The 22183-nt window shown below is 65.1% G+C and carries 25 protein-coding genes; 15 read left to right on the plus strand and 10 right to left on the minus strand.

The features are described from left to right. Positions 1 to 6: 6 nt before the first annotated feature. The 3 genes from ACFSX5_RS08355 to ACFSX5_RS08365 are packed head-to-tail and all read left to right on the plus strand — an operon-like array spanning position 7 to position 1468. Entirely contained in the window at positions 7 to 780 is a 774-nt protein-coding gene (locus ACFSX5_RS08355) for a heme ABC transporter permease (RefSeq protein ID WP_386832816.1), read from the plus strand. Next, positions 777 to 935, plus strand: coding sequence for a heme exporter protein CcmD (gene ccmD, locus ACFSX5_RS08360; protein WP_386832817.1), 159 nt, complete (start codon positions 777 to 779; stop codon positions 933 to 935). The genes ACFSX5_RS08355 and ccmD overlap by 4 nt, the downstream gene beginning before the upstream one ends. Beyond that, positions 935 to 1468: a DsbE family thiol:disulfide interchange protein gene (locus ACFSX5_RS08365; RefSeq protein ID WP_386832818.1), complete on the plus strand. Its 534-nt coding sequence runs from the start codon at positions 935 to 937 to the stop codon at positions 1466 to 1468. The genes ccmD and ACFSX5_RS08365 overlap by 1 nt, the downstream gene beginning before the upstream one ends. 443 nt (positions 1469 to 1911) lie before the next feature. On the opposite strand, the gene ACFSX5_RS08370 is transcribed toward ACFSX5_RS08365, so the two are convergent. Next, on the minus strand, positions 1912 to 2328 hold the full coding sequence (locus ACFSX5_RS08370) for an integrase core domain-containing protein (RefSeq protein ID WP_386835604.1): 417 nt from the start codon (positions 2326 to 2328) through the stop codon (positions 1912 to 1914). On the opposite strand from ACFSX5_RS08370, the gene ACFSX5_RS08375 reads away from it, so the two are divergent. Continuing rightward, positions 2327 to 3619 (plus strand): IS110 family transposase, encoded by a 1293-nt coding sequence (locus tag ACFSX5_RS08375; protein ID WP_386832819.1) that lies wholly within the window; start codon positions 2327 to 2329, stop codon positions 3617 to 3619. The two genes, ACFSX5_RS08370 and ACFSX5_RS08375, sit on opposite strands and share 2 nt — an antisense overlap. 139 nt (positions 3620 to 3758) lie before the next feature. Here the strand turns inward: ACFSX5_RS08375 and ACFSX5_RS08380 are convergent, their stop codons facing one another. The 3 genes from ACFSX5_RS08380 to ACFSX5_RS08390 all read right to left on the minus strand — a co-directional run bounded on the left by ACFSX5_RS08380 (position 3759) and on the right by ACFSX5_RS08390 (position 5426). After that, on the minus strand, positions 3759 to 4322 hold the full coding sequence (locus ACFSX5_RS08380) for a hypothetical protein (protein ID WP_386832820.1): 564 nt from the start codon (positions 4320 to 4322) through the stop codon (positions 3759 to 3761). Further along, on the minus strand, positions 4315 to 4485 hold the full coding sequence (locus ACFSX5_RS08385; protein WP_386832821.1) for a leucine zipper domain-containing protein: 171 nt from the start codon (positions 4483 to 4485) through the stop codon (positions 4315 to 4317). The genes ACFSX5_RS08380 and ACFSX5_RS08385 overlap by 8 nt, the downstream gene beginning before the upstream one ends. 728 nt (positions 4486 to 5213) lie before the next feature. Beyond that, positions 5214 to 5426 (minus strand): DUF1674 domain-containing protein, encoded by a 213-nt coding sequence (locus tag ACFSX5_RS08390; RefSeq protein WP_386832822.1) that lies wholly within the window; start codon positions 5424 to 5426, stop codon positions 5214 to 5216. Between the two features lie 73 nt (positions 5427 to 5499). On the opposite strand from ACFSX5_RS08390, the gene htpX reads away from it, so the two are divergent. The 4 genes from htpX to purH all read left to right on the plus strand — a co-directional run bounded on the left by htpX (position 5500) and on the right by purH (position 11153). Next, the gene (gene htpX, locus ACFSX5_RS08395) at positions 5500 to 6483 is read left to right on the plus strand and encodes a zinc metalloprotease HtpX (protein ID WP_386832823.1); all 984 of its coding nucleotides are present in this window, start codon (positions 5500 to 5502) and stop codon (positions 6481 to 6483) included. A gap of 9 nt (positions 6484 to 6492) precedes the next feature. Further along, on the plus strand, positions 6493 to 7779 hold the full coding sequence (locus ACFSX5_RS08400) for an RsmB/NOP family class I SAM-dependent RNA methyltransferase (protein WP_386832824.1): 1287 nt from the start codon (positions 6493 to 6495) through the stop codon (positions 7777 to 7779). A 130-nt stretch (positions 7780 to 7909) separates the two neighbouring features. Then, positions 7910 to 9499 (plus strand): heparinase II/III family protein, encoded by a 1590-nt coding sequence (locus tag ACFSX5_RS08405; protein ID WP_386832825.1) that lies wholly within the window; start codon positions 7910 to 7912, stop codon positions 9497 to 9499. A 55-nt stretch (positions 9500 to 9554) separates the two neighbouring features. Further along, complete coding sequence (purH, locus tag ACFSX5_RS08410; RefSeq protein WP_386832826.1) at positions 9555 to 11153, plus strand: bifunctional phosphoribosylaminoimidazolecarboxamide formyltransferase/IMP cyclohydrolase; 1599 nt, start codon at positions 9555 to 9557, stop codon at positions 11151 to 11153. Here purH and ACFSX5_RS08415 read toward each other — a convergent pair. Beyond that, the gene (locus tag ACFSX5_RS08415; RefSeq protein ID WP_386832827.1) at positions 11150 to 12235 is read right to left on the minus strand and encodes a carboxylate--amine ligase; all 1086 of its coding nucleotides are present in this window, start codon (positions 12233 to 12235) and stop codon (positions 11150 to 11152) included. The two genes, purH and ACFSX5_RS08415, sit on opposite strands and share 4 nt — an antisense overlap. Positions 12236 to 12422: 187 nt before the next feature. Next, positions 12423 to 13736 (minus strand): lipopolysaccharide biosynthesis protein, encoded by a 1314-nt coding sequence (locus ACFSX5_RS08420; RefSeq protein WP_386832828.1) that lies wholly within the window; start codon positions 13734 to 13736, stop codon positions 12423 to 12425. Positions 13737 to 13948: 212 nt separating this feature from the next. Here ACFSX5_RS08420 and leuC point away from each other — a divergent pair, with 212 nt between their 5' ends. Both leuC and ACFSX5_RS08430 read left to right on the plus strand, forming a co-directional pair. Next, complete coding sequence (gene leuC, locus ACFSX5_RS08425; RefSeq protein ID WP_386832829.1) at positions 13949 to 15355, plus strand: 3-isopropylmalate dehydratase large subunit; 1407 nt, start codon at positions 13949 to 13951, stop codon at positions 15353 to 15355. Beyond that, a complete protein-coding gene (locus tag ACFSX5_RS08430) occupies positions 15352 to 15774 on the plus strand; it encodes a metallopeptidase family protein (RefSeq protein WP_386832830.1) in 423 nt (140 codons plus the stop codon). The genes leuC and ACFSX5_RS08430 overlap by 4 nt, the downstream gene beginning before the upstream one ends. Here ACFSX5_RS08430 and ACFSX5_RS08435 read toward each other — a convergent pair. Beyond that, the gene (locus ACFSX5_RS08435) at positions 15771 to 16151 is read right to left on the minus strand and encodes a hypothetical protein (protein ID WP_386832831.1); all 381 of its coding nucleotides are present in this window, start codon (positions 16149 to 16151) and stop codon (positions 15771 to 15773) included. The genes ACFSX5_RS08430 and ACFSX5_RS08435 overlap by 4 nt on opposite strands. A 121-nt stretch (positions 16152 to 16272) precedes the next feature. On the opposite strand from ACFSX5_RS08435, the gene rimM reads away from it, so the two are divergent. The 5 genes from rimM (at position 16273) to ACFSX5_RS08460 (ending at position 20128) form a co-directional block, all read left to right on the plus strand. Beyond that, positions 16273 to 16809 carry a ribosome maturation factor RimM gene (gene rimM / locus ACFSX5_RS08440; RefSeq protein WP_386832832.1) on the plus strand — a complete coding sequence of 179 codons (537 nt, stop codon included), beginning with the start codon at positions 16273 to 16275 and terminating at the stop codon, positions 16807 to 16809. Then, positions 16806 to 17486, plus strand: coding sequence for a tRNA (guanosine(37)-N1)-methyltransferase TrmD (gene trmD / locus ACFSX5_RS08445; RefSeq protein ID WP_386832833.1), 681 nt, complete (start codon positions 16806 to 16808; stop codon positions 17484 to 17486). Before rimM ends, trmD begins: the two co-directional genes overlap by 4 nt. 185 nt (positions 17487 to 17671) lie before the next feature. Next, complete coding sequence (gene rplS / locus ACFSX5_RS08450; RefSeq protein ID WP_386832834.1) at positions 17672 to 18223, plus strand: 50S ribosomal protein L19; 552 nt, start codon at positions 17672 to 17674, stop codon at positions 18221 to 18223. A 107-nt stretch (positions 18224 to 18330) separates the two neighbouring features. Beyond that, entirely contained in the window at positions 18331 to 19143 is an 813-nt protein-coding gene (locus tag ACFSX5_RS08455; RefSeq protein ID WP_386832835.1) for an exodeoxyribonuclease III, read from the plus strand. A gap of 22 nt (positions 19144 to 19165) precedes the next feature. Beyond that, positions 19166 to 20128 (plus strand): alpha/beta hydrolase, encoded by a 963-nt coding sequence (locus tag ACFSX5_RS08460; protein ID WP_386832836.1) that lies wholly within the window; start codon positions 19166 to 19168, stop codon positions 20126 to 20128. Positions 20129 to 20131: 3 nt separating this feature from the next. Here the strand turns inward: ACFSX5_RS08460 and ACFSX5_RS08465 are convergent, their stop codons facing one another. The 3 genes from ACFSX5_RS08465 to ACFSX5_RS08475 all read right to left on the minus strand — a co-directional run bounded on the left by ACFSX5_RS08465 (position 20132) and on the right by ACFSX5_RS08475 (position 22182). Continuing rightward, positions 20132 to 20581 (minus strand): Crp/Fnr family transcriptional regulator, encoded by a 450-nt coding sequence (locus ACFSX5_RS08465; RefSeq protein ID WP_386832837.1) that lies wholly within the window; start codon positions 20579 to 20581, stop codon positions 20132 to 20134. An 86-nt stretch (positions 20582 to 20667) separates the two neighbouring features. Beyond that, positions 20668 to 21351: a response regulator transcription factor gene (locus ACFSX5_RS08470; RefSeq protein ID WP_386832838.1), complete on the minus strand. Its 684-nt coding sequence runs from the start codon at positions 21349 to 21351 to the stop codon at positions 20668 to 20670. Positions 21352 to 21516: 165 nt separating this feature from the next. Next, positions 21517 to 22182, minus strand: a complete 666-nt coding sequence (locus ACFSX5_RS08475) for a YggS family pyridoxal phosphate-dependent enzyme (protein ID WP_386832839.1) — start codon at positions 22180 to 22182, stop codon at positions 21517 to 21519. Position 22183 lies beyond the last annotated feature (1 nt).

Below are 22183 nucleotides of genomic sequence, written 5' to 3' on the forward strand. Positions count from 1 at the left end.
CCGCGCATGACGATCGACACCACACAAAAGCAGAGCTGGTGGCAGCGTTTCGCCCATCCCGGCGAGTTCACCCGCATCACCCGCCCCTGGATCATGCCGCTGGCCGTGCTGACCGCCCTGCTCTTCCTCGCCGGGCTGTGGTTCGCCTTCTTCAACTCCCCGGCCGACTACCAGATGGGCGACACCGTCCGCATCATGTACGTCCACGTGCCCAATGCCTGGCTGTCGCAGTTCGTCTATGTGGTGATGTCCGCCTCCGCCATCGGCACCCTGGTCTGGCGCCACCCCATGGCCGACGTGTCGATGAAGGTCGCCGCGCCCCTCGGCGCCACCTTCACCGCCCTCGCTTTGTTCACCGGCTCGCTCTGGGGCCGTCCCACCTGGGGCACCTATTGGGAGTGGGACGGGCGCATGACCTCGACGCTCGTGCTCCTCTTCATCTATCTCGGGATCATCGCCCTCTGGCGCGCCTTCGACGATCAGCTCCGCGCTGCCCGCGTCGTCGCCGTCTTCACCCTGGTCGGGGCCATCAACATCCCGATCATCAAGTTCTCGGTCGATTGGTGGAACACGCTCCACCAGCCCGCCAGCGTCTTCCGTCCGGACGGCCCCACCATGCCGCCTTCCATCCTCGTGCCGCTGTTCGTGATGTTCTTCGCCTTCACCTTCCTGTTCGGGGTGTTGCAGCTCAAGGGCATCCACACCGAGATCAAGCGCCGCCGCATCACCACGCTCGAGCGAAAACTGGTGCTCGGCGCCGGCAAGGCGGTGACGTCATGATCGAACTCGGCCAGCACGCCGCCTTCATTCTCTGGTCCTATGCCGGGGTGGCGCTTGCCATTGCCGGCCTGATCACCTGGACCGTCACCTCCGCCCGGCGCACCGACCGGCGCCTCGCCGAGCTCGATCGCCTGCGCGAGCGGACCCGCACCTGATGCGCTACGTCCTGTTCGCGCTGCCGCTGATCCTGCTCGCCGGCCTCGTTGCCGTCTTCGCCTCCTCGATCGACCGCGACCCGCAACTCATCCGCTCGGTCCTGATCGACAAGCCGGCGCCGCAATTCAGCATGCCGGCCGTGGAAGGCCTCGCCACCCCCAGCTTCGACACCGCCGCCCTCAAGGGCGAGCCAACCGTGGTCAATGTCTGGGCGAGCTGGTGCATCCCCTGCCGCGCCGAGCATCCGCTGCTGGTGGATCTCAAGGCGGAGACCGGTGTGCGCCTCTTCGGCATCAACCAGGCCGACGCCCCCGAAAACGCCCGCGCTTTCCTCGACGAACTCGGCAATCCCTATGACCGCATCGGCGCCGACCGCGACCGCCGCGTCTCCATCGACTGGGGCGTCTACGGCGTCCCCGAGACCTTCGTCGTCGACGCCAACGGCATCATCACCTTCAAGCACGTCGGCCCCCTGACCCCCGACGCCATAGAAACCGAACTCCTCCCCGCCATCGAAGCCGCAAGAGGCTGATCGGATGGCAGAGTGAGGTGCGATGCTGTCGCCCTTCACCACCTCTCCCACCCACTCGATGTCACCCCGGCCTTGAGCCGGGGCCCATCCTGAGATCTCTCAACGGCCGCCAGATGGTGGTGAAAGTTCATCTGCAATCCAGCCTCCCCTCTCCCGCTTGCGGGGGAGATAAGGTGGGGGTTTGCGATCTCTCGCCCCTCACCTCCCCCTCCCAACCCACTCGGTGTCACCCCCGCGAAAGCGGGGGCCCATCCTGAGATGCCCCAACGGCCGCCAGATGGTAGTGCAAGCATCAGGCTGGATTCCCGCCTCCGCGGGAATGACACCGAGTTTGTTGCGAAGAACCCCCACCCAACCTCCCCCGCAAGCGGGGGCGGAGCCGCATCCAGCTTGCCTCGCTGCTTTGACCAACCACCAGCCCGTCCCTCCCCCTTCAGGGGGGGCTAGGTGTCGTTTCCAAGAAGGTCTGTCAGTCGTTGGAAGGGTGTTCTCCCTCCGATGCCTGAGTGGGGTCTTTGCTGATTGTAGGCATCGGTCCATGGGCCGATGGCCTGTTTTCGGTGTTCGGATGTCTGATAGGGGTGGGCATAGGCCCATTCGCGCAGTGTTGTCTGGATGAAGCGTTCAGCCTTGCCATTGGTTTGCGGCCGATAGGGCCGGGTACGGATGTGGCGAACACCTGCGGCTTGGATGGTTTGCGCGAAGAGCCTGGAACTATAGGCAGAACCATAGCACATTGGGAAGCGGCGCAGCGGAACTGGCCAGGGTTGCGGAGCAGCGCCGCTTCGCGTGGCCATGGCCGACCAGCAGGTCTCTAAACTGGAGGTGTTCAATGCCTCGTTTGGAGACTGACCGACCATGACCAATAAGCAGACTACGCCAGCCGACGCCGTACTGGTAGCGATCGATGTTGCCAAGGCTCGCAACGAAGTCCTGATCGAGATCCCGGGCCGGCAACGCCGGCGCAAGCTCACGATCCGCAATGCCCGCGAGGATCATGACCGGCTGATCGCCCTGCTGCTCGACACCGGCAAGACGGTGATCTGCGGTTTCGAGGCGACCGGCAACTACCACCGGCCCATCGCCTGGCGATTGATCCAGGCCGGCTTCGAAGTTCGGCTGGTCTCCTCAATGGCTGCGGCGCGCACCCGAGAGGCACTGCACAACAGCTGGGACAAGAACGATCCCAAGGACGCACAGGTCATCCTGCATATGCTGCGGATTGGCGCCACTCAGCATTATCATGACCCGCTGCTGGCCGGGATCAATGACGTGCAGGAACTATCCAAAACCCATGAGGCGATCTCCCGATCCAAGACCGAGATCCTGCACCGGATCCAGAGCCACTACCTGCCGCTCTATTTCCCAGAGGCCGAGCGCTTCCGGCAGAGCAGCCGCAGCGACTGGTTCTTTGCCTTCCTGGAAGTGTTCCCCACGCCGGCCAGCATCACCGTCATGGATGAAGCAGCCTTTATTGAGGCAGCCTGGCACGTCGTTGGCCGCAAGGTATCCAAGGCGAGGCTGCTGGCCGATATTTATCAGACCGCAAGAACATCCATAGGTCTTCCCATCCCGCTCAACGCTCCTGCCATCACCATGTTCAGGATGGTGCTGGCCGAGGCACGCAGCCTGATCCGGCAGCGCGATACCATCGAGAAGATGGCCGATACCATGCTGGCGCACAGTCCTGATTACCAGCAGCTGCGCAAGATCCCGGGCATCGGCCCGATCAACGCCTTGTCGATCATCGCCGAAGCTGGCGACATCAGCCGCTTCGGTCATCACCGCCAGTTCCTCAAGTTCTGCGGTTTGGACCTGTCCACGCACCAGTCCGGTGTGTTTCGCGGCCGAACCAAGTTGTCCAAGTATGGCAATGCACGCTTGCGGCGGACCCTGTGGTTAGCCGCGCAGGTGGCCATTCGCCAGAAGGAGAATAGCTTTCGCGACAAGTTCGAGCGCTACATAGCTCGTGACCGGGACAACCCCGATCTGCGGCGCAAGGCGCTCACCGCTATAACCGCCAAGATGGCGCGTGTTGTCCACGCCGTCATCAAAAGCGGTGCCGACTACCGCCCCTTTTTCGAGGGGACGGTGCCAGGTGGGAGAACCCCTCTCTGTGGAGCCATTAGGGCGCAAAGCGCGACCCTGTAGATAATGCTTGGGTCTTCCACCTGGATCTGCATCTCGTTTTAAGGACGGTCAGGGCCAAGGCTAGAACGCCTATGGACCCTGTGTTTGCTATGGCAGAGAGCTCTTCCTGACCGGTGGAAGCCGCCTGGATTGACGATGATCACTCCGCGGGTGCAAACTCCCGCATCGAGACCTGCTTGCCCCGATATCGCGTCTCTTTGTGACCTAGGACGTTGTCGGTCATGACGCGCTCGACGGTCACGCCAAGCCGTTCGAACCAGCCCAGCGCCCGGCTGAGAAAGGCCGTGGCATCTTCCTTGCCCAGGCTGGGCAGCACTTCGGTATAGGCCAGCCGACTGGCATCATCGACGGCCACGTGCAGGTGCTCCCAGCCAATGCCCCGTCCTCTGTTGTGCTCGATGCGCGCGCCGGTCACCCGATGGCCACTGCGTTCAAAGCGACCCAAGGTCTTGATGTCGATATGCACCAACTCGCCGGGGCGTTCACGTTCGTAGCGGACGGCCGCTGGCCTGGGTTCAAGCCGCTCCAGCCGGTTCAGCCCGATCCGGCGCAGCACCAGGCCAACGCTCGAACGTGCCAGGTTCAAAGCCTGGGCGATCGACGGACCGCTTTGGCGCTGGCGGCGCAACCGCTCGATCGCGGCAATAACATCGCCGGCAAGACGGTGCGGGCAGTGATGCGGTGCAGAGCTGCGATCATACAAACTCACCGTCGCCCAGACGATGGCGGTGCAACCAGCGATAGGCCGTCCGCACCGAAACACCCGCCGCCGCAGCAGCCCGCCAGGCCGGCCAGCCACCCTCTATCCGTTGCACCAAAAGCACTCGACCGGACGGCGTCAAACGCGCATTCTTATGGACGTTCATTCGCGGACCTCGCTGATCGCTGGTTGGCTTCGCAACCCCAGCTTCTCACCGCGCCCCCGAGTGAACAACCTTCATAGCTTCGACAGCTAGGTGGGGGTGTGCGATCTCTCGCCCTTCACCACCCCCACCCCACACTCGATGTCACCCCCGCGAAAGCGGGGGCCCATCTCGAGATGCCTCCACAGCCGCTAGATGGTGGTGCAAGCATCTCAGGCCGGATTCCCGCCTTCGCGGGAATGACATAGAGCTTGTTGTGAACTCACACCCCCACCCAACCTCCCCCGCAAGCGGGGGAGGAGCTGCATGGAGCCTGCCACGGCACCTCCGCACACTCGATCCGTCCCTCCCCCGCGTGCGGGGGAGGTTAGGTGGGGGCTCTCCCAACACCCACCAGCCCCTCAATCTATCCCCCTTATCCCCGCTCCCTCCACATGCCCCATACTCCCACCCATCTCTTCCGCGCGGGGCGGCCTGCAGCGACCAGTGGCGGAAGGACGGCCGGGCAGGGGGAGGTCGCTCTTTCCCTGGGCTCTGGGTGAGCCGCTCAGGTTCGGCGAGGTGCGGTAAGGCCCGCACCCCCTGTCCGAAATGGAGTCGCTGCACCCCGTTCTAAAATCCCGGCGCCCCGAGGCGAGGTCGTCTCACTACTAAATCCTCAGAGGCGGCACCGCCTCGGGGCCCGCTCCTCTCTCAACCGACGGCGAAAGCCGGCGGGTGCCGGCGCTCGTTCAGAAGTCGGCGGCGATGCCCTTGATCTCCCAGTCGCCATAGCGCACCGGCTCGAGCCCGCCGCGGCCGCCCTTCTCCGCCGGCGCAAAGGCGGTCTTGGCGTCGATCGCCTGCCGCCGCGCTTCGGCCTCCGCCAGCGCCCGCTGCGCCGCCGGGGTCAGCACCTTGGGCGGCGCTCCGGTCTGGTCTGTGTTGGTGTCGTCGCTATCCATTTCGGCCCGTGCTTGCAGGGAACCCTTGGACACACAACATAATTGCCGTTACGTCCCAGCCCAAGGGGTTCCGATGGCCAACTTCATGCGCACCACTGTCCTGCTTGCCGCCATGACGGCTCTGTTCATGGTGGTGGGCTATTTCATCGGCGGCACCTCCGGCATGATGATCGCCCTGGCCTTCGCCGCCGTGACCAACCTGTTCGCCTACTGGAACTCCGACCAGATGGTGCTCAGGATGCAGAACGCCGTGCCGGTCGAGCGCTCCCGCGTGCCCGAGCTCTACGACATGGTCGACACCCTGTCGCGCAAGGCCGGCATCCCCACCCCCAAGGTCTATGTGATCCAGACCGATCAGCCCAACGCCTTCGCCACCGGCCGCAACCCCCAGAACGCTGCCGTCGCCGTGTCGACCGGCCTGCTGCGCCACCTCGACACCCGCGAAGTGGCCGCCGTGGTCGCCCACGAACTGGCCCATATCCGCTCGCGCGACACCCTCACCATGACCATGACGGCGACCCTTGCCGGCGCCATCTCGGCCCTGGCCCAGTTCGGCCTGTTCTTCGGCGGCGGCAACAACCGCGACAATCCCCTCGGCGGCATTGGCACCCTGCTGATGGTGTTCCTCGCGCCCGTCGCTGCCATGATGGTGCAGATGGCCGTGAGCCGCACCCGCGAATACGAGGCCGACAAGGATGGCGCCGAGATCTCCTCAGACCCGCTCTCTCTTGCCTCGGCGCTCCACAAGATCGCGACCTTGGCAGGCCGGCAGGTCAACGTCGCCGCCGAGCGCAATCCCGCACTGGCGCACATGTATATCGTCAACCCCCTTTCCGGGCAGCGCATGGACAACCTGTTTTCGACCCACCCCGACACCGGCAACCGCATTGCCGCGCTGCAGCGCCTTGCGGCCGAAACCGGCACCGGCGGTGGCACCAGCTTCACCCGCACCGCACCCCGCCCCCGCGTCGCCCCCTCGCCCGCCGGCCAGCGGGGCTGGCGTGTGCCGAGCGCCGGCCGCGGCGACGGTCCGCACTCGCGCGGTCCCTGGAGCTGAGCGGCAGGCGTGGCAAGCAAGGCAGAACCGGCGGGGCTCAAGCTCCGCGTCATCGCAGCAGACCGTCTCAAGGCCGTCCTCGGGGGTGAACACTTCACCCCCTTGTCTGCAGCCGATCTGGCCGATGGGCGGGACCGCGCCCTCGCCAACCGGCTGATCACCACCGCCCTGCGCCGGCACGGGCAGATCAATCACATCATCGCCGAACTGCTGGATCGTGGCTTGCCGCCACGCTCCGGCAGCTTCGAAGCCGTCCTGCGCCTGTCGCTGGCGCAACTCGTCTTCCTGCCGGATCTCGGCGCCCACAGCGCCCTGTTCCTGGCGGTCGAAGCCCTCAAACGCGACAACAAGGCCCGCCACCTCACCGGCTTGATGAACGCCGTGCTGCGCCGCGCCCAGGCCAATTCGGCTCGCTACGGCCTCCTGCCCGACGAGCTGCTGCTGCCCCCGTCCAGCGCGGAGGCCTGGCGCAGTGCCTATGGCGACGAGACGGTGGCCGACATCGCCGAAGCCCTGCTCGCCGGCGCCCCGCTCGACCTCACCCTGCGAGAGGACGATCCGGAGCTGGTGGAGGCGCTCGGCGCCCGCCCGATCATGGCCGATACCGTCCGCCTCGACAGCCGCGACCGCTCTGTCGACGATCTGCCCGGTTATGCCCAAGGCCGCTGGTGGGTGCAGGATGCCGCCGCCGCCGTCCCGGCGCGGCTTCTCAAGCTGCAAGCACCGGGCCGCGTTCTCGACCTCTGCGCCGCCCCCGGCGGCAAGACCGTCCAATTGATCAAGGGCGGCCACACCGTCACCGCTCTCGACACCGATGCCGCCCGGCTCGACCGTCTGGCCGGCAACCTCCGTCGCCTTGGCATGACGGCTGAGACGATTCTTGCCGACGCGGTCACCTACAGCCCGCACGAACCATTCGATGGCGTGCTGCTCGACGCACCCTGCTCGGCCACCGGCACCTTCCGCCGCCATCCTGAGGTGATCTGGCACCGCAGCGAACGCGACATTCCAAATCGCGTCAAACTCCAGCGCCGGATGCTCGAGAGCGCCGTCCACTGCCTCGCCCCGGGCGGCACGCTGATCTACTGCGTCTGCTCGCTCGAACCGGCCGAAGGCGAAGAGCAAGCCCGCTGGATCGGCACCGAGCTGGGCGACCTGGTGGCCGACCCCATCAACCCGGAAGAACTGCCCGAGCTTGCCGATGCGGTAACCGCTGAAGGCACCCTCCGCATCCTGCCGGGGATTATCCCTGGGGGAATCGACGGTTTCTTCGTGGCGCGCTACCGCCGCCGCTAGCATTTGAGAGGGCGCTCGGCGTAGATTCGACTTATCGAGCCGGGGCGGACAACCGGACGAGGGTGAACAGCGTGACTATTGGCGGCAGAGCGGCCCTGGCGATCTGCATGCCCAGGCGGGAGCGAGTGTGGTGACACCTCCCCTGTCCGATCGCTTGCGCGGCGCCGCACTCGGCGCCGCCGATTCCGTGGTGACCTGGCCGTTGATGCGCTGGACCTGGCGCGGCCTCGGTGACGACGCCTTTGCCGGCGAGATCCCGGAAATCCGGCCCTCAGACAGCGAAACCGTCCGCGACATGATGGCTGGCCGCTATCTGCTCGCCAACAAGCTGGTTGAAACCGGCGGTGCCTCGCCCTTCTGCCTCGACGACGCCCACCCGGACTGGTGGCAGAACCTCCACGGCTTCTCCTGGCTCCGCCACTTCCGCGATGTGCGTGACCCCGCATCCCGTCGCTTCGCCCGCACTCTGGTGCTGGACTGGATCAGCCGCGAAGGCGAGTTCGACCGTGCCAGTTGGGCTGTCGGGCTTACTGCCCAACGCGTGCTCAATTGGCTGCGGCACCTCGCGCTGCTGCTCGAAGACGCCACCGCCGAACAGACCCGCACCATCCAGCGCGTCCTCGGCACCCAGGTGCAGAGCCTCAAGTTCCGCGCGCCGCTCGCCCGAGATCCGGCCGATGCCCTGCTCGCCGGCATAGCCCTGGTTGGCGCCGCCTTCTGCGACCAGAGCGAATCCGCCGATCTCGCCAGCCGCGTCGACGCGCTCAATGCCACCCTTGCCAGCCAACTCGACCCGAGTGGGTTGCATCTGTCGCGCAACGCACGGCTCCAGCTGCAGCTCCTCGTGGAACTCGCCAGCATCCGACCACTTGCCGCTTCAGCCAAGAGCGAAGCCGCCAACGAACTCGCCGCCCAGATCGACCGCATGCACGCAACGCTCGATGCGCTGACCCTGTCGACCGGTGAACCGGTCTATTTCAACGGCACCGGCCAGTTGCCGCATGACATCCTCGTCGCAGTGCAGGCTCATGGCCCGGCGGCCAAGCGCAAATCTCAACTGCTCGGCGGCTACGGCACCCTGCGCGATGGCGACACCGTGGTGATTGCCGACTCCGGTTTGCGTCCTCCGCCGGGCCTGGATCGCGACATCCACGCCGGTGCCCTCGCCTTCGAGCTCTCGCACGGCAGCGAGCTCATTGTCGGCAGTTGCGGGCCTGCTCCCACTGATCTCATCGAGAGCCGCGATCTCTTCCGCCAAGGCGTCGCCCATTCGGCTCCGACCATTGATGCCGAGGACGTCCCCGGTGGCGCGCAGATCACCCTCGATCCGGCCGAGCACGCGCTGACCATCACCAGCCAAGGCTACGCCAAACGCACCGGGTTCGAGATCGAGCGCCGCATCAGCCTGCTGTCGGAAGGTACCACTGTGGTGGGGCAGGATCGGCTGGTCGGCGACAATGGCGGCACGGGGTTGCTCTCCGTACGGTTTCATCTCGGCCCGGGCACCATGGTGCGTCAAAACCGTGGCGAGGCTATCGTGCGCCTGGTGCTCCCGAACGGGCAGATCTGGAGCTTCCTCTGGGAGGGCGCGAGCCTGCGCGACGAGGAAAGCGTCCGTCAGTCGGCCTATCTAGGCTTTCACCGCACGCGGCAACTGGTGCTCGAGGCGCCGGTTGCCCCCGGCACGGAGATCGCATGGATCTTCACCCTGGAGCAGTAAGCGGGTGGTTGGCGCCAAATGCGCTTCGTGCTAGCGAGCCGGCACCAGCACACACATGGAATTTGGTGAGATGAGCGACACTGTCCGCGTCGGCCGCGCCCTGCTTTCGGTCTTCGACAAAACCGGCATGGCCGAGTTCGCGCGGGGGCTCAGCGAAGCCGGCGCCGCACTGGTTTCGACCGGCGGCACCCACCGCCTCATCAGCGAAGCCGGCCTGCCGGTCCGCGAGATCTCCGACCTCACCGGCTTCCCCGAAATGATGGACGGCCGCGTCAAGACTCTCCACCCCAAGGTGCATGGCGGTCTGCTCTCGGTCCGCGACAATGCCGAGCACAAGGCGGCGATGGACACCCACGAGATCGGCGCCATCGACCTCGTCGCCGTGAACCTCTACCCCTTCGAAAAGACCGTAGCTTCGGGTGCAGGCTACGACGACATCATCGAGAACATCGACATTGGCGGCCCGGCCATGGTGCGCTCGGCAGCCAAGAACCACCGCTACGTGACGGTGATCGTCGACCCGACCGACTACGATGAAGTGCTGGAGGCCGTACGGTTCGGCGGCGTTCCCTACGCCCTGCGCCAGCGTCTGGCGGCGAAGGCCTATGCCCGCACTGCCGCCTATGACAGCGCCATCTCCGCCTGGTTCGCGCGTGAGATCGACTACCCCGATGTCGGCTACCGCAGCTTTGCCGGCACCCTGCGGGAGGTCATGCGCTATGGCGAGAATCCGCACCAGTGGGCGGCCTTCTATGCCACGGGCGAGAACCGGCCGGGCGTCGCCACCGCCACCCAGGTGCAAGGCAAGACGCTGAGCTATAACAACATCAACGACACCGACGCCGCATTCGAACTGGTGTCGGAGTTTGATCCTGCCGAAGTCGCAGCCGTCGCCATCATCAAGCACGCCAATCCGTGCGGTGTCGCGACCGCCGCCGACCTCGTCACGGCTTACCGGCTGGCGCTGCGGACCGACCCGGTCTCCGCCTTCGGCGGCATCGTCGCCACCAATCGCGAAATCGACGCCACCACCGCCAACGAGATCGTCAAGGTCTTCACCGAGGTGATCGTCGCCCCCTCCGCGACGCCCGAGGCGCAGGAGATCATCGCGGCCAAGAAGAACCTCCGCCTGCTCCTCACCGGCGGCGTCGCCGATCCCAAGGCGGACGGGTTGACCGTCCGCTCGGTTGCCGGCGGCCTGCTGGTCCAGGGTCGCGACAACCGCAACGTGGATGATTGCGACCTCAACGTCGTGACTAGGCGTCAGCCCACCGAGCAGGAAGTGGCCGACATGCGCCTCGCCGCGAAAGTCGCGAAGCACGTCAAGTCCAACGCCATAGTCTATGTCAAGGACGGTGCTACCGTCGGCATCGGTGCCGGCCAGATGAGCCGCGTCGATTCTTCGCTCACGGGGCACAGGAAATCCATCGATGCCGCCAGGGCCGCGGGGCTGGAAGGCGCACTGACAGAAGGCTCGGTCGCAGCCTCCGACGCCTTCTTCCCCTTCCCCGACGGTCTGGAGGCCTTGGTCGCTGCCGGTGCCACCGCCGTGATCCAGCCCGGCGGCTCGGTGAACGATGCCAAGGTCATCGAGGCGGCCGATGCGGCCGGCATCGCCATGGTGCTGACCGGCATGCGCCACTTCCGCCACTAGCCGCGGCGGAGCAACCCCTTGAGGCGTCGGGTGACCTGCACCGGCAGTTCCGCCAGCGCCGGCCACCAGTCATCTGCGGCATAGATCGAAGACACCGAACCCCGCCGCAACGACCGGCGGCCGGCATAGCCAAGCCGGCCGCTGCCGACGAGGCTGGTGAGCAGTGACGCCGTATTGGGAATTGGATGGATCCAGCTGGCGCCGTAGATCGGCTCGGCCACGCCGGGAAACAGGCCGCTGGCCAGCGCGACCGCCAGCAACGGAAAATCCAGCCCCGCCGCTGCCCCAAGGCCGATCCAGGCCCACACCCGCGTGTTGACGTCGAGCAGCTTCAGCCTGTCATCGCGCCGGTCGTGCTTGAACTCGACCTCCACCAGGCCGTGATATCGAACGGCCTCGAGAAGTCTGCGGCTCTCCTGCAGCACCCGGGGCACTTCGACCGTCTCGACGAACGGGCTGGTGCCGAACTCGGCCGGATACTGCCGCGCACGACGCGCTGTGAGCCCGCAGAGCTCGCGCCCGTGATCCCACAGCCCGGCATACGAATACTGCGTGGTCCCATCGCCCGGAATCAGTTCCTGCACCACGAATCCCGCAGGGCCCATATAGCTGGTCGCAAGATCGAACTTCTGCCGGTACTCCCCGGCAGTTTCCGCCTTCCAGGCTTTGGCCTTGGTCAACGGGTTCGCTTTTTCGGTAGACGCTGGCTTGATCACCGCTGGCAACCGGACGTGTTCAGGCGCCGTGCGAAGCGTCTTTCCGTCCCAGAACACCCGCGGGAATTCGATCCCCAGCTGTTCGGCCAATTGGTATAGCTGCCCCTTGTCGTTGAGCTGCTCGAGCTCAGACCAGGGCATCGTCACCAGCGAGAAGCGTTGACTGAGCACATCGTAATTCTGGGCGACGAACTGAACGTCATGGTCGCTGGCAGGCAGCAGGATCCACCCGTCGAGCTGTAACTCACCCGCAATGCCAAACAGCTGCTCGAGGGCGCGGGGTGCGCCTGGTCCGTCCCAGGCAACGTGGTGCCGTACATATTTGGAGTATTGGGCGACCGTGTCGGTGCTGGCCAGATAGGCCACGCCAAGTCCCTGCCGGCCGACACTGCGGGCCACCGCCAGCGCACCATAGGAGCCACCGAGCACAACGGCGCCTGCCGGCAAAGCGGTTCTGATCTTGGGCGAGTCTGGGGTCATGGGAAGAGGCTTGTCCGCGGGCCGTGTCTCCATAGCCGAAGCTCGGCACCGGCGCTATTGGCCCACCAGCGGCTTATCGGACTGCGGTGAAGATTCGGTGAGTGGCAAGCCCCTGAAAGATGTCGCCTCTGCGCCCCTCGAGCCGCTGCGTGAGCATGCCAAGGCTGACTGCCCAGAAGATTTCTGCCACCAGCAGCGCCGAGGCAATGCCCACAAGGCCCCAGGCCGGTGTCAGCACCGCCGCGACCGCCACCAGCATCACGACAGCCATGAGGCACAGGCGGGCGCTGCGTACCTGGTGCCCGCCCAGCGACAGCAGATGGGCGTTCATCCCGCCCATGACTCGCACGGATTGGCTAAACAGGAAGATCACCAGGGGCCAGTAGCCCGCAACGTATTCCGGACCGAACAGCGCCAGAACCAGCGGGCCGAATATGATCGCCAGCACGGTGGTGCCGAGCATTGTTGCCAAGGCGATGAGATTGGTGCGCCAGAGAATGCCACTCGTCGCCGCCCGGTTCGTCGCCATCGAGGTGGCGAGATCGCGGAGGGCAAATTGCTGCGAAGCCGTGCTGAAGAACCCGACCAACGCGGCAACCCGAATGGCGACACCGAGTACTGCCACCTGATCGGGTGGCAGGAACAGGCCCCCGAGCAGCACGACCAGATCCGCTGTGGCGCCGGCGACGATCGTGACCATCAGCATCGCGGCAGCGCGTCGACGGTAGAACGTGCGCAGATCGCGCTGCGGTGCGTCTCCACTCTGCCGCCCAAAGGCATTGTCGGAACCCATGATGATCGCCTGACCGACGGCGACCAGCAGCGAGATCACCACTGTTGCGATCAGCACCGCATCGATCGTGCGAGGCAGGCCCAACAGGATCATGACGACCAGGAACGCCAGCAGCAATCCGGGCCGGACGACGAAATCAGGCATATAGGACAGCGCAAAACGCCGCTGCGCGTTGGCGGCGCTGTTGTTGAGGCGGATTGCAGCAACCGGGATCGCAGCAAGCACGCCGTACAGCACGGCTTTGGCCATGCCGTCCTCGAGCGGCAGGACGAAGGCAGCCGGCGCAAGCAGCAGAAACAGTGCGGTCAGCGCGTACATGTCGCGCCGCGCTGCCGTGAGGAAGGCTTCCACGAGGCGGCTGCGGCCGAAGGCCTGGAAACGCGCCAGATAGGTCAGCGCAATCGAATGATAGCCGCCGGTGATGAGCAGGCTGACAAAGGCCGTGAGGCTCATGCCGAGAAAGATCGTGCCCACATCGTGCGGCAGGAAGGTGCGGGCAAGCACCACCTGGCTGAGGAACCCAAACGCCGCGCCCGAAAGGCGCGCACCCATCAGGCCCGCAAGCGACAGGACGAGACGCCAAAGTGACTGCAAAGCGACTTCCGTTTCGCACAACCGGGCCGCGCTGGCCCCTTGCATACGCTAGTCCTGAGCCGTGTTGATCCCGTTAAGCCGAAGCGTAAACACTTGCGCCGCTCGCTCCCCACCACCACACCACGCCATGCCGTACCCGTGAGTACGGTTGTGCTTGACCGTCAAGTGGCTGAGGCTTAGAACGACCCCAAACTCTTTGCTGGACTTCGTGAATGGCCAATCCGCGCACGCTTTACGACAAGATCTGGGACGACCACCTGGTGCAGAACAACGAGGACGGGACCTCCCTCCTCTATATCGACCGGCACCTCGTCCACGAAGTGACAAGCCCGCAGGCCTTCGAGGGGCTGCGGATGAGCGGCCGCAAGGTGCGCCACCCGGAGCGCACGCTCGCCGTGGTCGACCACAACGTGCCAACGACCGATCGCTCGCTGCCCAATCCTGATCCGGAAAGCGCGGTGCAGATCGCGGCGCTCGAGGAAAACACCCGCGACTTCGGCATCGAATATTACGACCCGTTCGACCGGCGGCAGGGGATCGTGCACATCGTTGGTCCCGAGCAGGGCTTCACCCTGCCCGGCATGACCATCGTGTGCGGCGACTCCCACACCTCAACCCACGGCGCCTTCGGTGCGCTGGCGCACGGCATCGGCACCTCGGAAGTCGAGCACGTGCTGGCGACGCAAACGCTGAAGCAGCAGAAGGCCAAGAACATGCTTGTGCGTGTCGACGGCCAACTGCCGGCCGGCGTCACCGCCAAGGACATCATCCTCGCCATCATCGGCGAGACCGGCACGGCCGGTGGCAATGGCCACGTGATCGAGTTCGCCGGCGAAGCCATCCGCTCGCTGTCGATGGAAGGCCGCATGACGGTCTGCAACATGACCATCGAAGGCGGCGCCCGTGCCGGCCTGATCGCCCCCGACGAAAAGACCTTCGCCTACGTGAAGGACCGCCCACGTGCGCCCAAGGGCAAGGCCTGGGACATGGCGCTCGATTATTGGAAGACGCTCTACACCGATGAGGGCGCGCATTTCGACAAGGTCGTGGTGCTCGATGCCAGCAGCCTGCCGCCGATCGTATCCTGGGGTTCGTCGCCCGAAGACGTGATCTCGGTGACCGGGGTGGTTCCGAACCCCGACGACATCGCCGACGAGAACAAGCGTGCCTCGAAGTGGCGGGCGCTCGAATATATGGGCCTCAAGCCCGGCACCAAGATCACCGACATCAAGCTCGATCGGGTGTTCCTGGGTTCGTGCACCAATGGCCGCATTGAGGACCTGCGCGCCGCTGCCGCCGTGATCAAGGACCGCAAAGTGGCGAGCCACGTCTCTGCCATGGTCGTGCCCGGCTCTGGCCTGGTGAAGGAACAGGCCGAGCAGGAAGGCCTGGACGTCATCTTCAAGAACGCAGGCTTCGACTGGCGTGAGCCGGGCTGCTCCATGTGTCTTGCCATGAACCCGGACAAGCTGGCGCCCGGCGAGCGCTGCGCTTCGACCTCGAACCGCAACTTCGAGGGCCGGCAGGGCTTCAAGGGCCGCACGCACCTGGTCTCGCCGGCCATGGCCGCTGCTGCCGCCATCGCCGGCCACTTCGTCGACATTCGCGAGTGGCAGTGAGCCAGAACGACTGGGGCGGGCGCTACGCGCCCACCCTCGACGACATCGAGGCCCTGGCGAGCGAAGCCCTACGCACCTTGCCGGAGCCGTTCCGCTCGCTTGCAGCGGATGTGACCTGCTCGGTCGCCGAATTCGCCGAGGATGACGTGCTCGAAGGCTTCGGCATGGAGAGCCCTTTCGAACTGATGGGCCTGTTCCACGGCATCGGCATGACCCAGGATGGGGCCGTACCGCAGACCGGTCAGCTCCCTAACACCGTCTTTCTCTACCGCCGTGCCATTCTCGACTACTGGGCCGAGAACGACGACAACACCTTGGGTGAGGTCGTCACCCACGTGCTGATACACGAACTTGGGCACCACTTCGGCTTCTCCGACGAAGACATGGAGGCCATCGAAGCAGCAGCCGACGAAGGCTAGAAGCCGCGGTCCTCGGGCGTCGGCGATTGGACGTCGATGGCTGCGGGCTTGCGGGCCGCGTCAGTCGTCTCCCCCTCGCCGTCATTGGACACGAACTCGAATTCGGCCTCATTGCCACCCGCCGGATCGTCGGACACGCGCAAGGCAAGTTGCCCCTCTTCGAGCGCCGCGAACCATTCTTCCCAGCTCACGAGGTGGAAGCCGCCGATGCGGTCAGGTCCTTCGTTGTTGTCCGAGTTGAGCGCGTGCTGGCCGAAGGTCAGTTGCAGCAGCGTGCGGTTGCTGGTCCCTTCCGGCACGTCCATCAGCATTGGGTAGCCACCTCGCGCTTCCACCCATTGTCTGATGTCGTCTCGGCTGCTCAGGACCTGGGCCATGGATCGCTCCTCGGGTATTCAGTGTTTCCGCAGGACAATTACAGGGCGGCAGCAATGGTTCCCGGGCCGATTTGCAACCGCGCATCCACCTGCTAAACGACACGAAAACCAGCGAGGCCGCATGAGCCGCAGCAACAAGTCCATCCTTCTCGGTCAGATCGGCGCCGCCCACGGCATCAAGGGGGAGGTCCGCATAGCCACCCATACCGCCGAACCCGAAAACATTGCCGGTTATGGCCCGCTCGCCACCAACCGGGCGGGGCTCACCGTCACCATCACCAAGGTTCGGCGCCAGAAGAACGTCGTCATCGCGACACTGGAAGGTGTCTCCGACCGGGACACGGCCGAGCGCCTCAACGGCGTGGAACTCTATGTCGATCGCGATCGCCTCCCCGATCCCGACGACGAGGACGATTTCTACCACGCCGACCTGATCGGTCTCGAGGCGCGGATCGACAATGGTACCGTCATCGGTACCGTCGCGGCGATCCACAACCATGGCGCCGGCGACATCATCGAGGTGCGGGACGAGCAGTCGGGCGACAGCTTCCTCTACCCCTTCACCAAAGCCGTGGTGCCGGAAATAAAGCTCGCCGACGGCTATCTGACCATCGTGGTGCCGCTTGACGCGCCGGAGGGCGAGGAAGAGCCGGATTGAGCTTTTCCGCGTCGATCATCACGCTGTTCCCCGACCTGTTTCCCGGCACGCTCGGGGCGTCGGTGCTGGGCCGCGGCCTCACGGACGGTCTGTGGTCGCTCGAGACAGTACAGTTGCGCGATTTCGCTACGGATCGGCATCGGACGGTGGACGACACGCCCGCCGGTGGTGGCGCCGGCATGGTGCTGAAGCCCGACATCCTTGCCAGCGCCATCGACGCAGTCTCACCGGCAGCAGATCCACGGCCCCGGCTGCTGATGTCGCCGCGCGGCAAGCCGCTGACGCAGGCACGAGCACGGGAACTGGCGCTTGGCCCCGGTGCGGTAATCGTATGCGGGCGGTTCGAAGGCATCGATCAACGGGTCATTGACGCTCGGGACCTCGAGGAAGTCTCTATTGGGGACTATGTACTTGCCGGCGGCGAAGTGGCGGCCATGGTCCTGCTTGAAGCGGTTGTAAGGCTGATCCCCGGCGTGCTTGGCGGCGCAGACAGCCATGCCGAAGAGAGCTTCGAAAACGGGCTGCTGGAGTATCCGCAGTACACACGGCCGCAGGTATTCGAGGGGCGGAGCATTCCGGGGGTGCTGACCTCCGGCGACCACGCCCGCATCCGCAAATGGCGCCAGGAGCAAAGTGAAGACCTTACAAGGCAGCGGCGGCCGGACCTGTTGAAGTAGGACCCGGAGCGGAAGGCTGGACTCTCCCCGCGTTTTCCCCTATACGCGCGACGATTGCGTGACGGGCGGTTCGGACCCGGCGCGCCTGGCAACAAGAAGACTACCCTCCGTTACACCAACCAAGACCGGGCGACGGCCTTCGGGCCGGCAAATCGCTCCATCGAAAAGATCGAAACGGATCGACCATGACCAACATCATCCAGCAGCTCGAAGCCGAGCAGCTCCAGGCGCTCGCCGCCAAGCGCGAGCATCCCGAATTCACCCACGGCGACACCGTCAAGGTGTGGGTGAAGATCACCGAAGGCAACAAGGAGCGTCTCCAGGCCTATGAAGGCGTGGTGATTGCCCGCAACGGTGGCGGCCTCAACGAGAGCTTCACCGTCCGCAAGATTTCCTACGGCGAAGGCGTCGAGCGCGTGTTCCCGCTCTACTCGCCCAACGTTGCTTCGATCGAAGTGATCAAGCGCGGCAAGGTGCGTCGTGCGAAGCTGTACTACCTGCGCGACCGTCGCGGTAAGTCGGCGCGTATCTTCGAATCGACCAACGCACGTACCCGCAAGATCGAAGCCGGCGAGCGCGAAGCCGCTCAGGCCGCCCGCGAGGCTCGTGAAGCCGAGAAGATCGCCGCTGCCGAGGCCTTTGCCGCCGAACAGGCTGCTAAGGACGCCGAGGCTGCAGCCGCTGCTGCTGCCGCCGAGCAGGCCAGCGCTGCCGAAGGCGAAGCCAAGAGCGAATAGCTCTTCGCAGCCGTCCAAGTTCTAAGGCCCGGTCCCGAAAGGTGCCGGGCCTTGTCTTTTGCGTCGGATTCACGTGAAACGTCGCTGCACCTTACCTCGCGAGACCCATGCCCGCTTCAGTCGTCACCTGGAACATCAACTCCGTCCGTCTGCGTATCGGCATGGTGCTGGACTTGCTGCAGCAGCACCAGCCCCACGTGCTGATGCTGCAGGAGATCAAGTGCACCAACGATCAGTTTCCTCGCAATGCCTTCGTGGACGCCGGCTATCCGCATCAGGCGGTGCATGGACAGAAGGGCTACCACGGCGTGGCCATCGTCTCGAAGACGCCCCTGACTGATATCTCGAGCCGCGTGTTCTGCGAGATCGATGATTCCCGCCACGTCTCGGCGGTCACCGATTTCGGCCACGGCCCGGTGACGCTGCACAATTTCTACATCCCGGCCGGCGGCGACGAACCCGACCCCGAGATAAACCCCAAGTTCAAGCACAAGCTCGGCTTCCTGTCCGAGCTCCAGACCTGGTTCGCCGAGGCGCCGTTCGCCCGCGCCCAGCTCATTGCCGGCGACTTCAACGTGGCGCCACTCGAGACCGATGTCTGGAGCCACAAGCAACTGCTCAAGGTCGTCAGCCATACGCCGGTCGAAACTGAAGCCCTGACCGCCTTGCTCAATGGCGGCCATGGCTGGGTGGACCTCGTACGCAAGCACGTGCCGGCGGACCAGAAGCTCTACTCATGGTGGAGCTATCGCGGCAAGGATTGGCAGAAGTCGGATCGCGGCCGCCGCCTCGATCACATCTGGGCGACGGCGGACGTCGCGGCGCATTGCACGGCCGCCGAGATCCTGAAACCCTATCGCGGCTTCGGCGACAAACCGTCGGATCACGTGCCGGTGGTAGCGCGCTTCGGTTCGCTCTAGCCTGCTCAAGGGGAGGTAAGCGGTGCTTACATCTCGTAAGTTGATCACTTGGGTTCTCGGCGGGGCCACCTTCCTGGTCTGCGGCTATCTCGTCGTCGGCAGTTGGCAGGGCGCCCGCATCCTGGAGCAGACACTGCGGGTTGGTGCCGCCACGGTTCAGAACTCTGGTTGGCCAGCACCCGAGCGGCCCGAAGACATCGGCTACGAAGGCGATCCGAATGCAGCCTTCGGCTACAGCTTCGAGACGGTGGGCATCGACGGAGAACTCGGCTCCATGCCGGCGTGGCTCGTGCCCGCGGCCAACAGCGACAGCGCCAAGCCTTGGGCCATCTTCGTGCACGGCATCGGCGGCCGCCGCGAGAATGGCTACCGCTTCCTGCCAACGCTGCACGAGGCCGGCTTGCCGGTCTTGCTGATCAGTTATCGCAATAACAGCGATGCGCCGGCCGACCCCAGCGGGCTCTACGCCTTCGGATTGACGGAATGGCGCGACCTCGAAGCCGCCGTGAACTATGCAGTGGCGGCAGGCGCCCCTTCCGTCGTTCTCGTGGCGGAATCCATGGGCGGCGGGATTGCCGGTCAGTTTCTGCAGCGCTCCGACAGCGCAACCGCTGTTTCAGCCGTCGTTCTTGATGCCGCGGCCAATGACTTCGCCGGCATTCTTGCCGCGCAGATGCAGCAGATGAAGCTGCCACTGGCGCCGTGGCTGGCTCAGGGCGCGCTCTGGTTCAGCGGCATCACCGCGCCGATCCGCCTCGCCGACGCAGAGACGGTGGGCACCTTTGCTGGCTTCGATGGTCCGCTGTTCCTGTCGCACGGCTCGACCGATCGTGTGGTGCCGGTGAGTTCCAGCGATGTGCTCGTTGCGCAGCGCCAGGGTGTGACCAGCTATCTCAGGACCGAGGCCGATCACATCCAGTCCTGGCACGCGGACCCCGCCCGCTACGACGCCAACCTCTCTGCGTTCCTGTTGGCAGTCGACTAGAGGCTATTCCTTCATCCGCTGGCGCAACGGCTCGAGCGCGCCGAGATAGCCGGAAATCTCGTATTCGATGCGCTCGGCGGCCCGTTGCGCCAGGTCCGGCGACTGCTGCATCAGCTTCCGAAACGCCTGACGCGGCACCACCAGCACCCGAGCGTCGGTGACCGCCGTAACCGTGATCGGACGAGCTTTGTCGAGCACCAGCGCCAGGGCGGAGATGACGCTTCCGGGTTCGGACAGAGCGTAGGGTTTGGCGGCGCCCTCGGGTTTGACGCGCAAGGTGCCCTCGATCAGCACCATGGCTCCCTCGGGCGTGTCGCCGGCCTGATAGAGCACATCGTCGGCATGGAAATGGCGCGTGTCGCCGGCGAAGGCCAGCATGCTTCGCTGCTGATCGTCGCAGATTTCGAAAAACTCGGCCCGCGCCAGCGCCTCGGCCGCATCGTCCCTGATCATGAACCCTTATCCGGATGCGGTTTCGGCCCCGCCAAGGCGGAGCCGAAGCAACCTATAGGGCATTTGCCGTCGTTTTGAACGGACTTTTACGGCACCAGGCGATAGCCGCCGTCTTCGGTGACGAGCAGACGGGCATTGGACGGGTCGCGCTCGATCTTCTGGCGCAGGCGGTAGATATGGGTTTCGAGCGTGTGGGTCGTCACCCGATTATTGTAGCCCCAGACTTCCTTAAGCAGAATGTCGCGGGTGATCGTCTTCGGACCCTGCCGGTAGAGGAACTTCAGAATGGAAGTTTCCTTGTCGGTCAGGCGCACCTTGGTTCCGTCATTGGCCTCGAGCAGCTTGGCCGATGGTTGGAAGCTGTACTGCCCGATGGTGAAGACCACGTCCTCGCTCTGGTCGTGCTGGCGCAGCGCGGTGTTGATGCGGGCCAGCAGCACCGGGAAACGGAAGGGCTTGGTGAGGTAGTCGTTGGCGCCAGCCTCGAGCCCCTGGATCTGATCGGCATCGGCATCGTGGCCCGTCAGCATGAGGATCGGACTGCGAAAGCCCTCCTCGCGCAGGCGCTTGACCATGTCGCGGCCGTCCATGTCGGGAAGACCGACGTCGAGAATGGTGAGGTCGATATTGACTTCGCGCAGCAGCTTGAGAGCGTCGTTGGCGGTGCCTGCCTCGAACACTTCGAACTCCGGCTGGTCCCTTAGCTGCTCGACAAGGGTCTGGCGCAGATCGGCGTCATCGTCCACCAGCAGCAGGCGTCGCTTGTTCATCGTCGGTCTCCGGGTCTTGGTGCCCGCCAGAGGCAACACTAGAGTCGTCGATTCCGGTGCTGCCAATCACATCGGCGTGTTGCAATTCTTCCCGCAGAAACGGGACTTTGGGCACTTAAGTTGCAGACCTGATGTGGTTTGCCCTAGAGCGAAGTCAAGCTGGGCTCAGCGGCGGCCGAAAAGGGCGGAGCCCACCCGCACCACCGTAGCGCCCATGCCGATCGCAGTTTCGAAGTCTGCGCTCATGCCCATGGAAAGACCGGCGAGCCCCGATTGCCGCGCCAGACCGTTAAGGTGCGCGAAATAGGGTCCGGGCGGCACCCCATCCGGCGGTATGCACATCAGGCCGACCACGTCGAGCCCATGAACCTCGCGGCAGCGCTCCACAAAGGCGAGGGTCTCCCCAGGGGCGACGCCGGCCTTTTGCGGTTCCTCGCCGATATTGACCTGGACGTAGCAGGGCAGTCGTCGCTCCGCCCGGTTCATCTCTGCAGCGAGAACACCCGCGAGCTTGTCGCGATCAACCGTCTCGATCACGTCGAACAGCGCAACGGCTTCGCGGGCCTTGTTGGTCTGCAACGGCCCGATCAGGTGTAGCTCGAGATCCGGATAGCGCTCGCGCAGGGCGGGCCATTTGTCCTTGGCCTCCTGCACCCGGTTTTCGCCGAACACCCGGTGCCCGGCATCAAGCAGCGGTTCGACGGCCTCGGCCGGGAAGGTCTTCGACACCGCAACGAGCTTCACCGGTCGGCCGGCGGGATCGAAGCGCTTGCTGGCCCGGTTCACCATAGCCTGGATGGCCTGAAGCCGGCCGGGAGCGTCTGTACTCATG

It is taken from the genome of Devosia albogilva (genome assembly GCF_042685625.1).
Classification (GTDB): Bacteria; Pseudomonadota; Alphaproteobacteria; order Rhizobiales; family Devosiaceae; genus Devosia; species Devosia albogilva.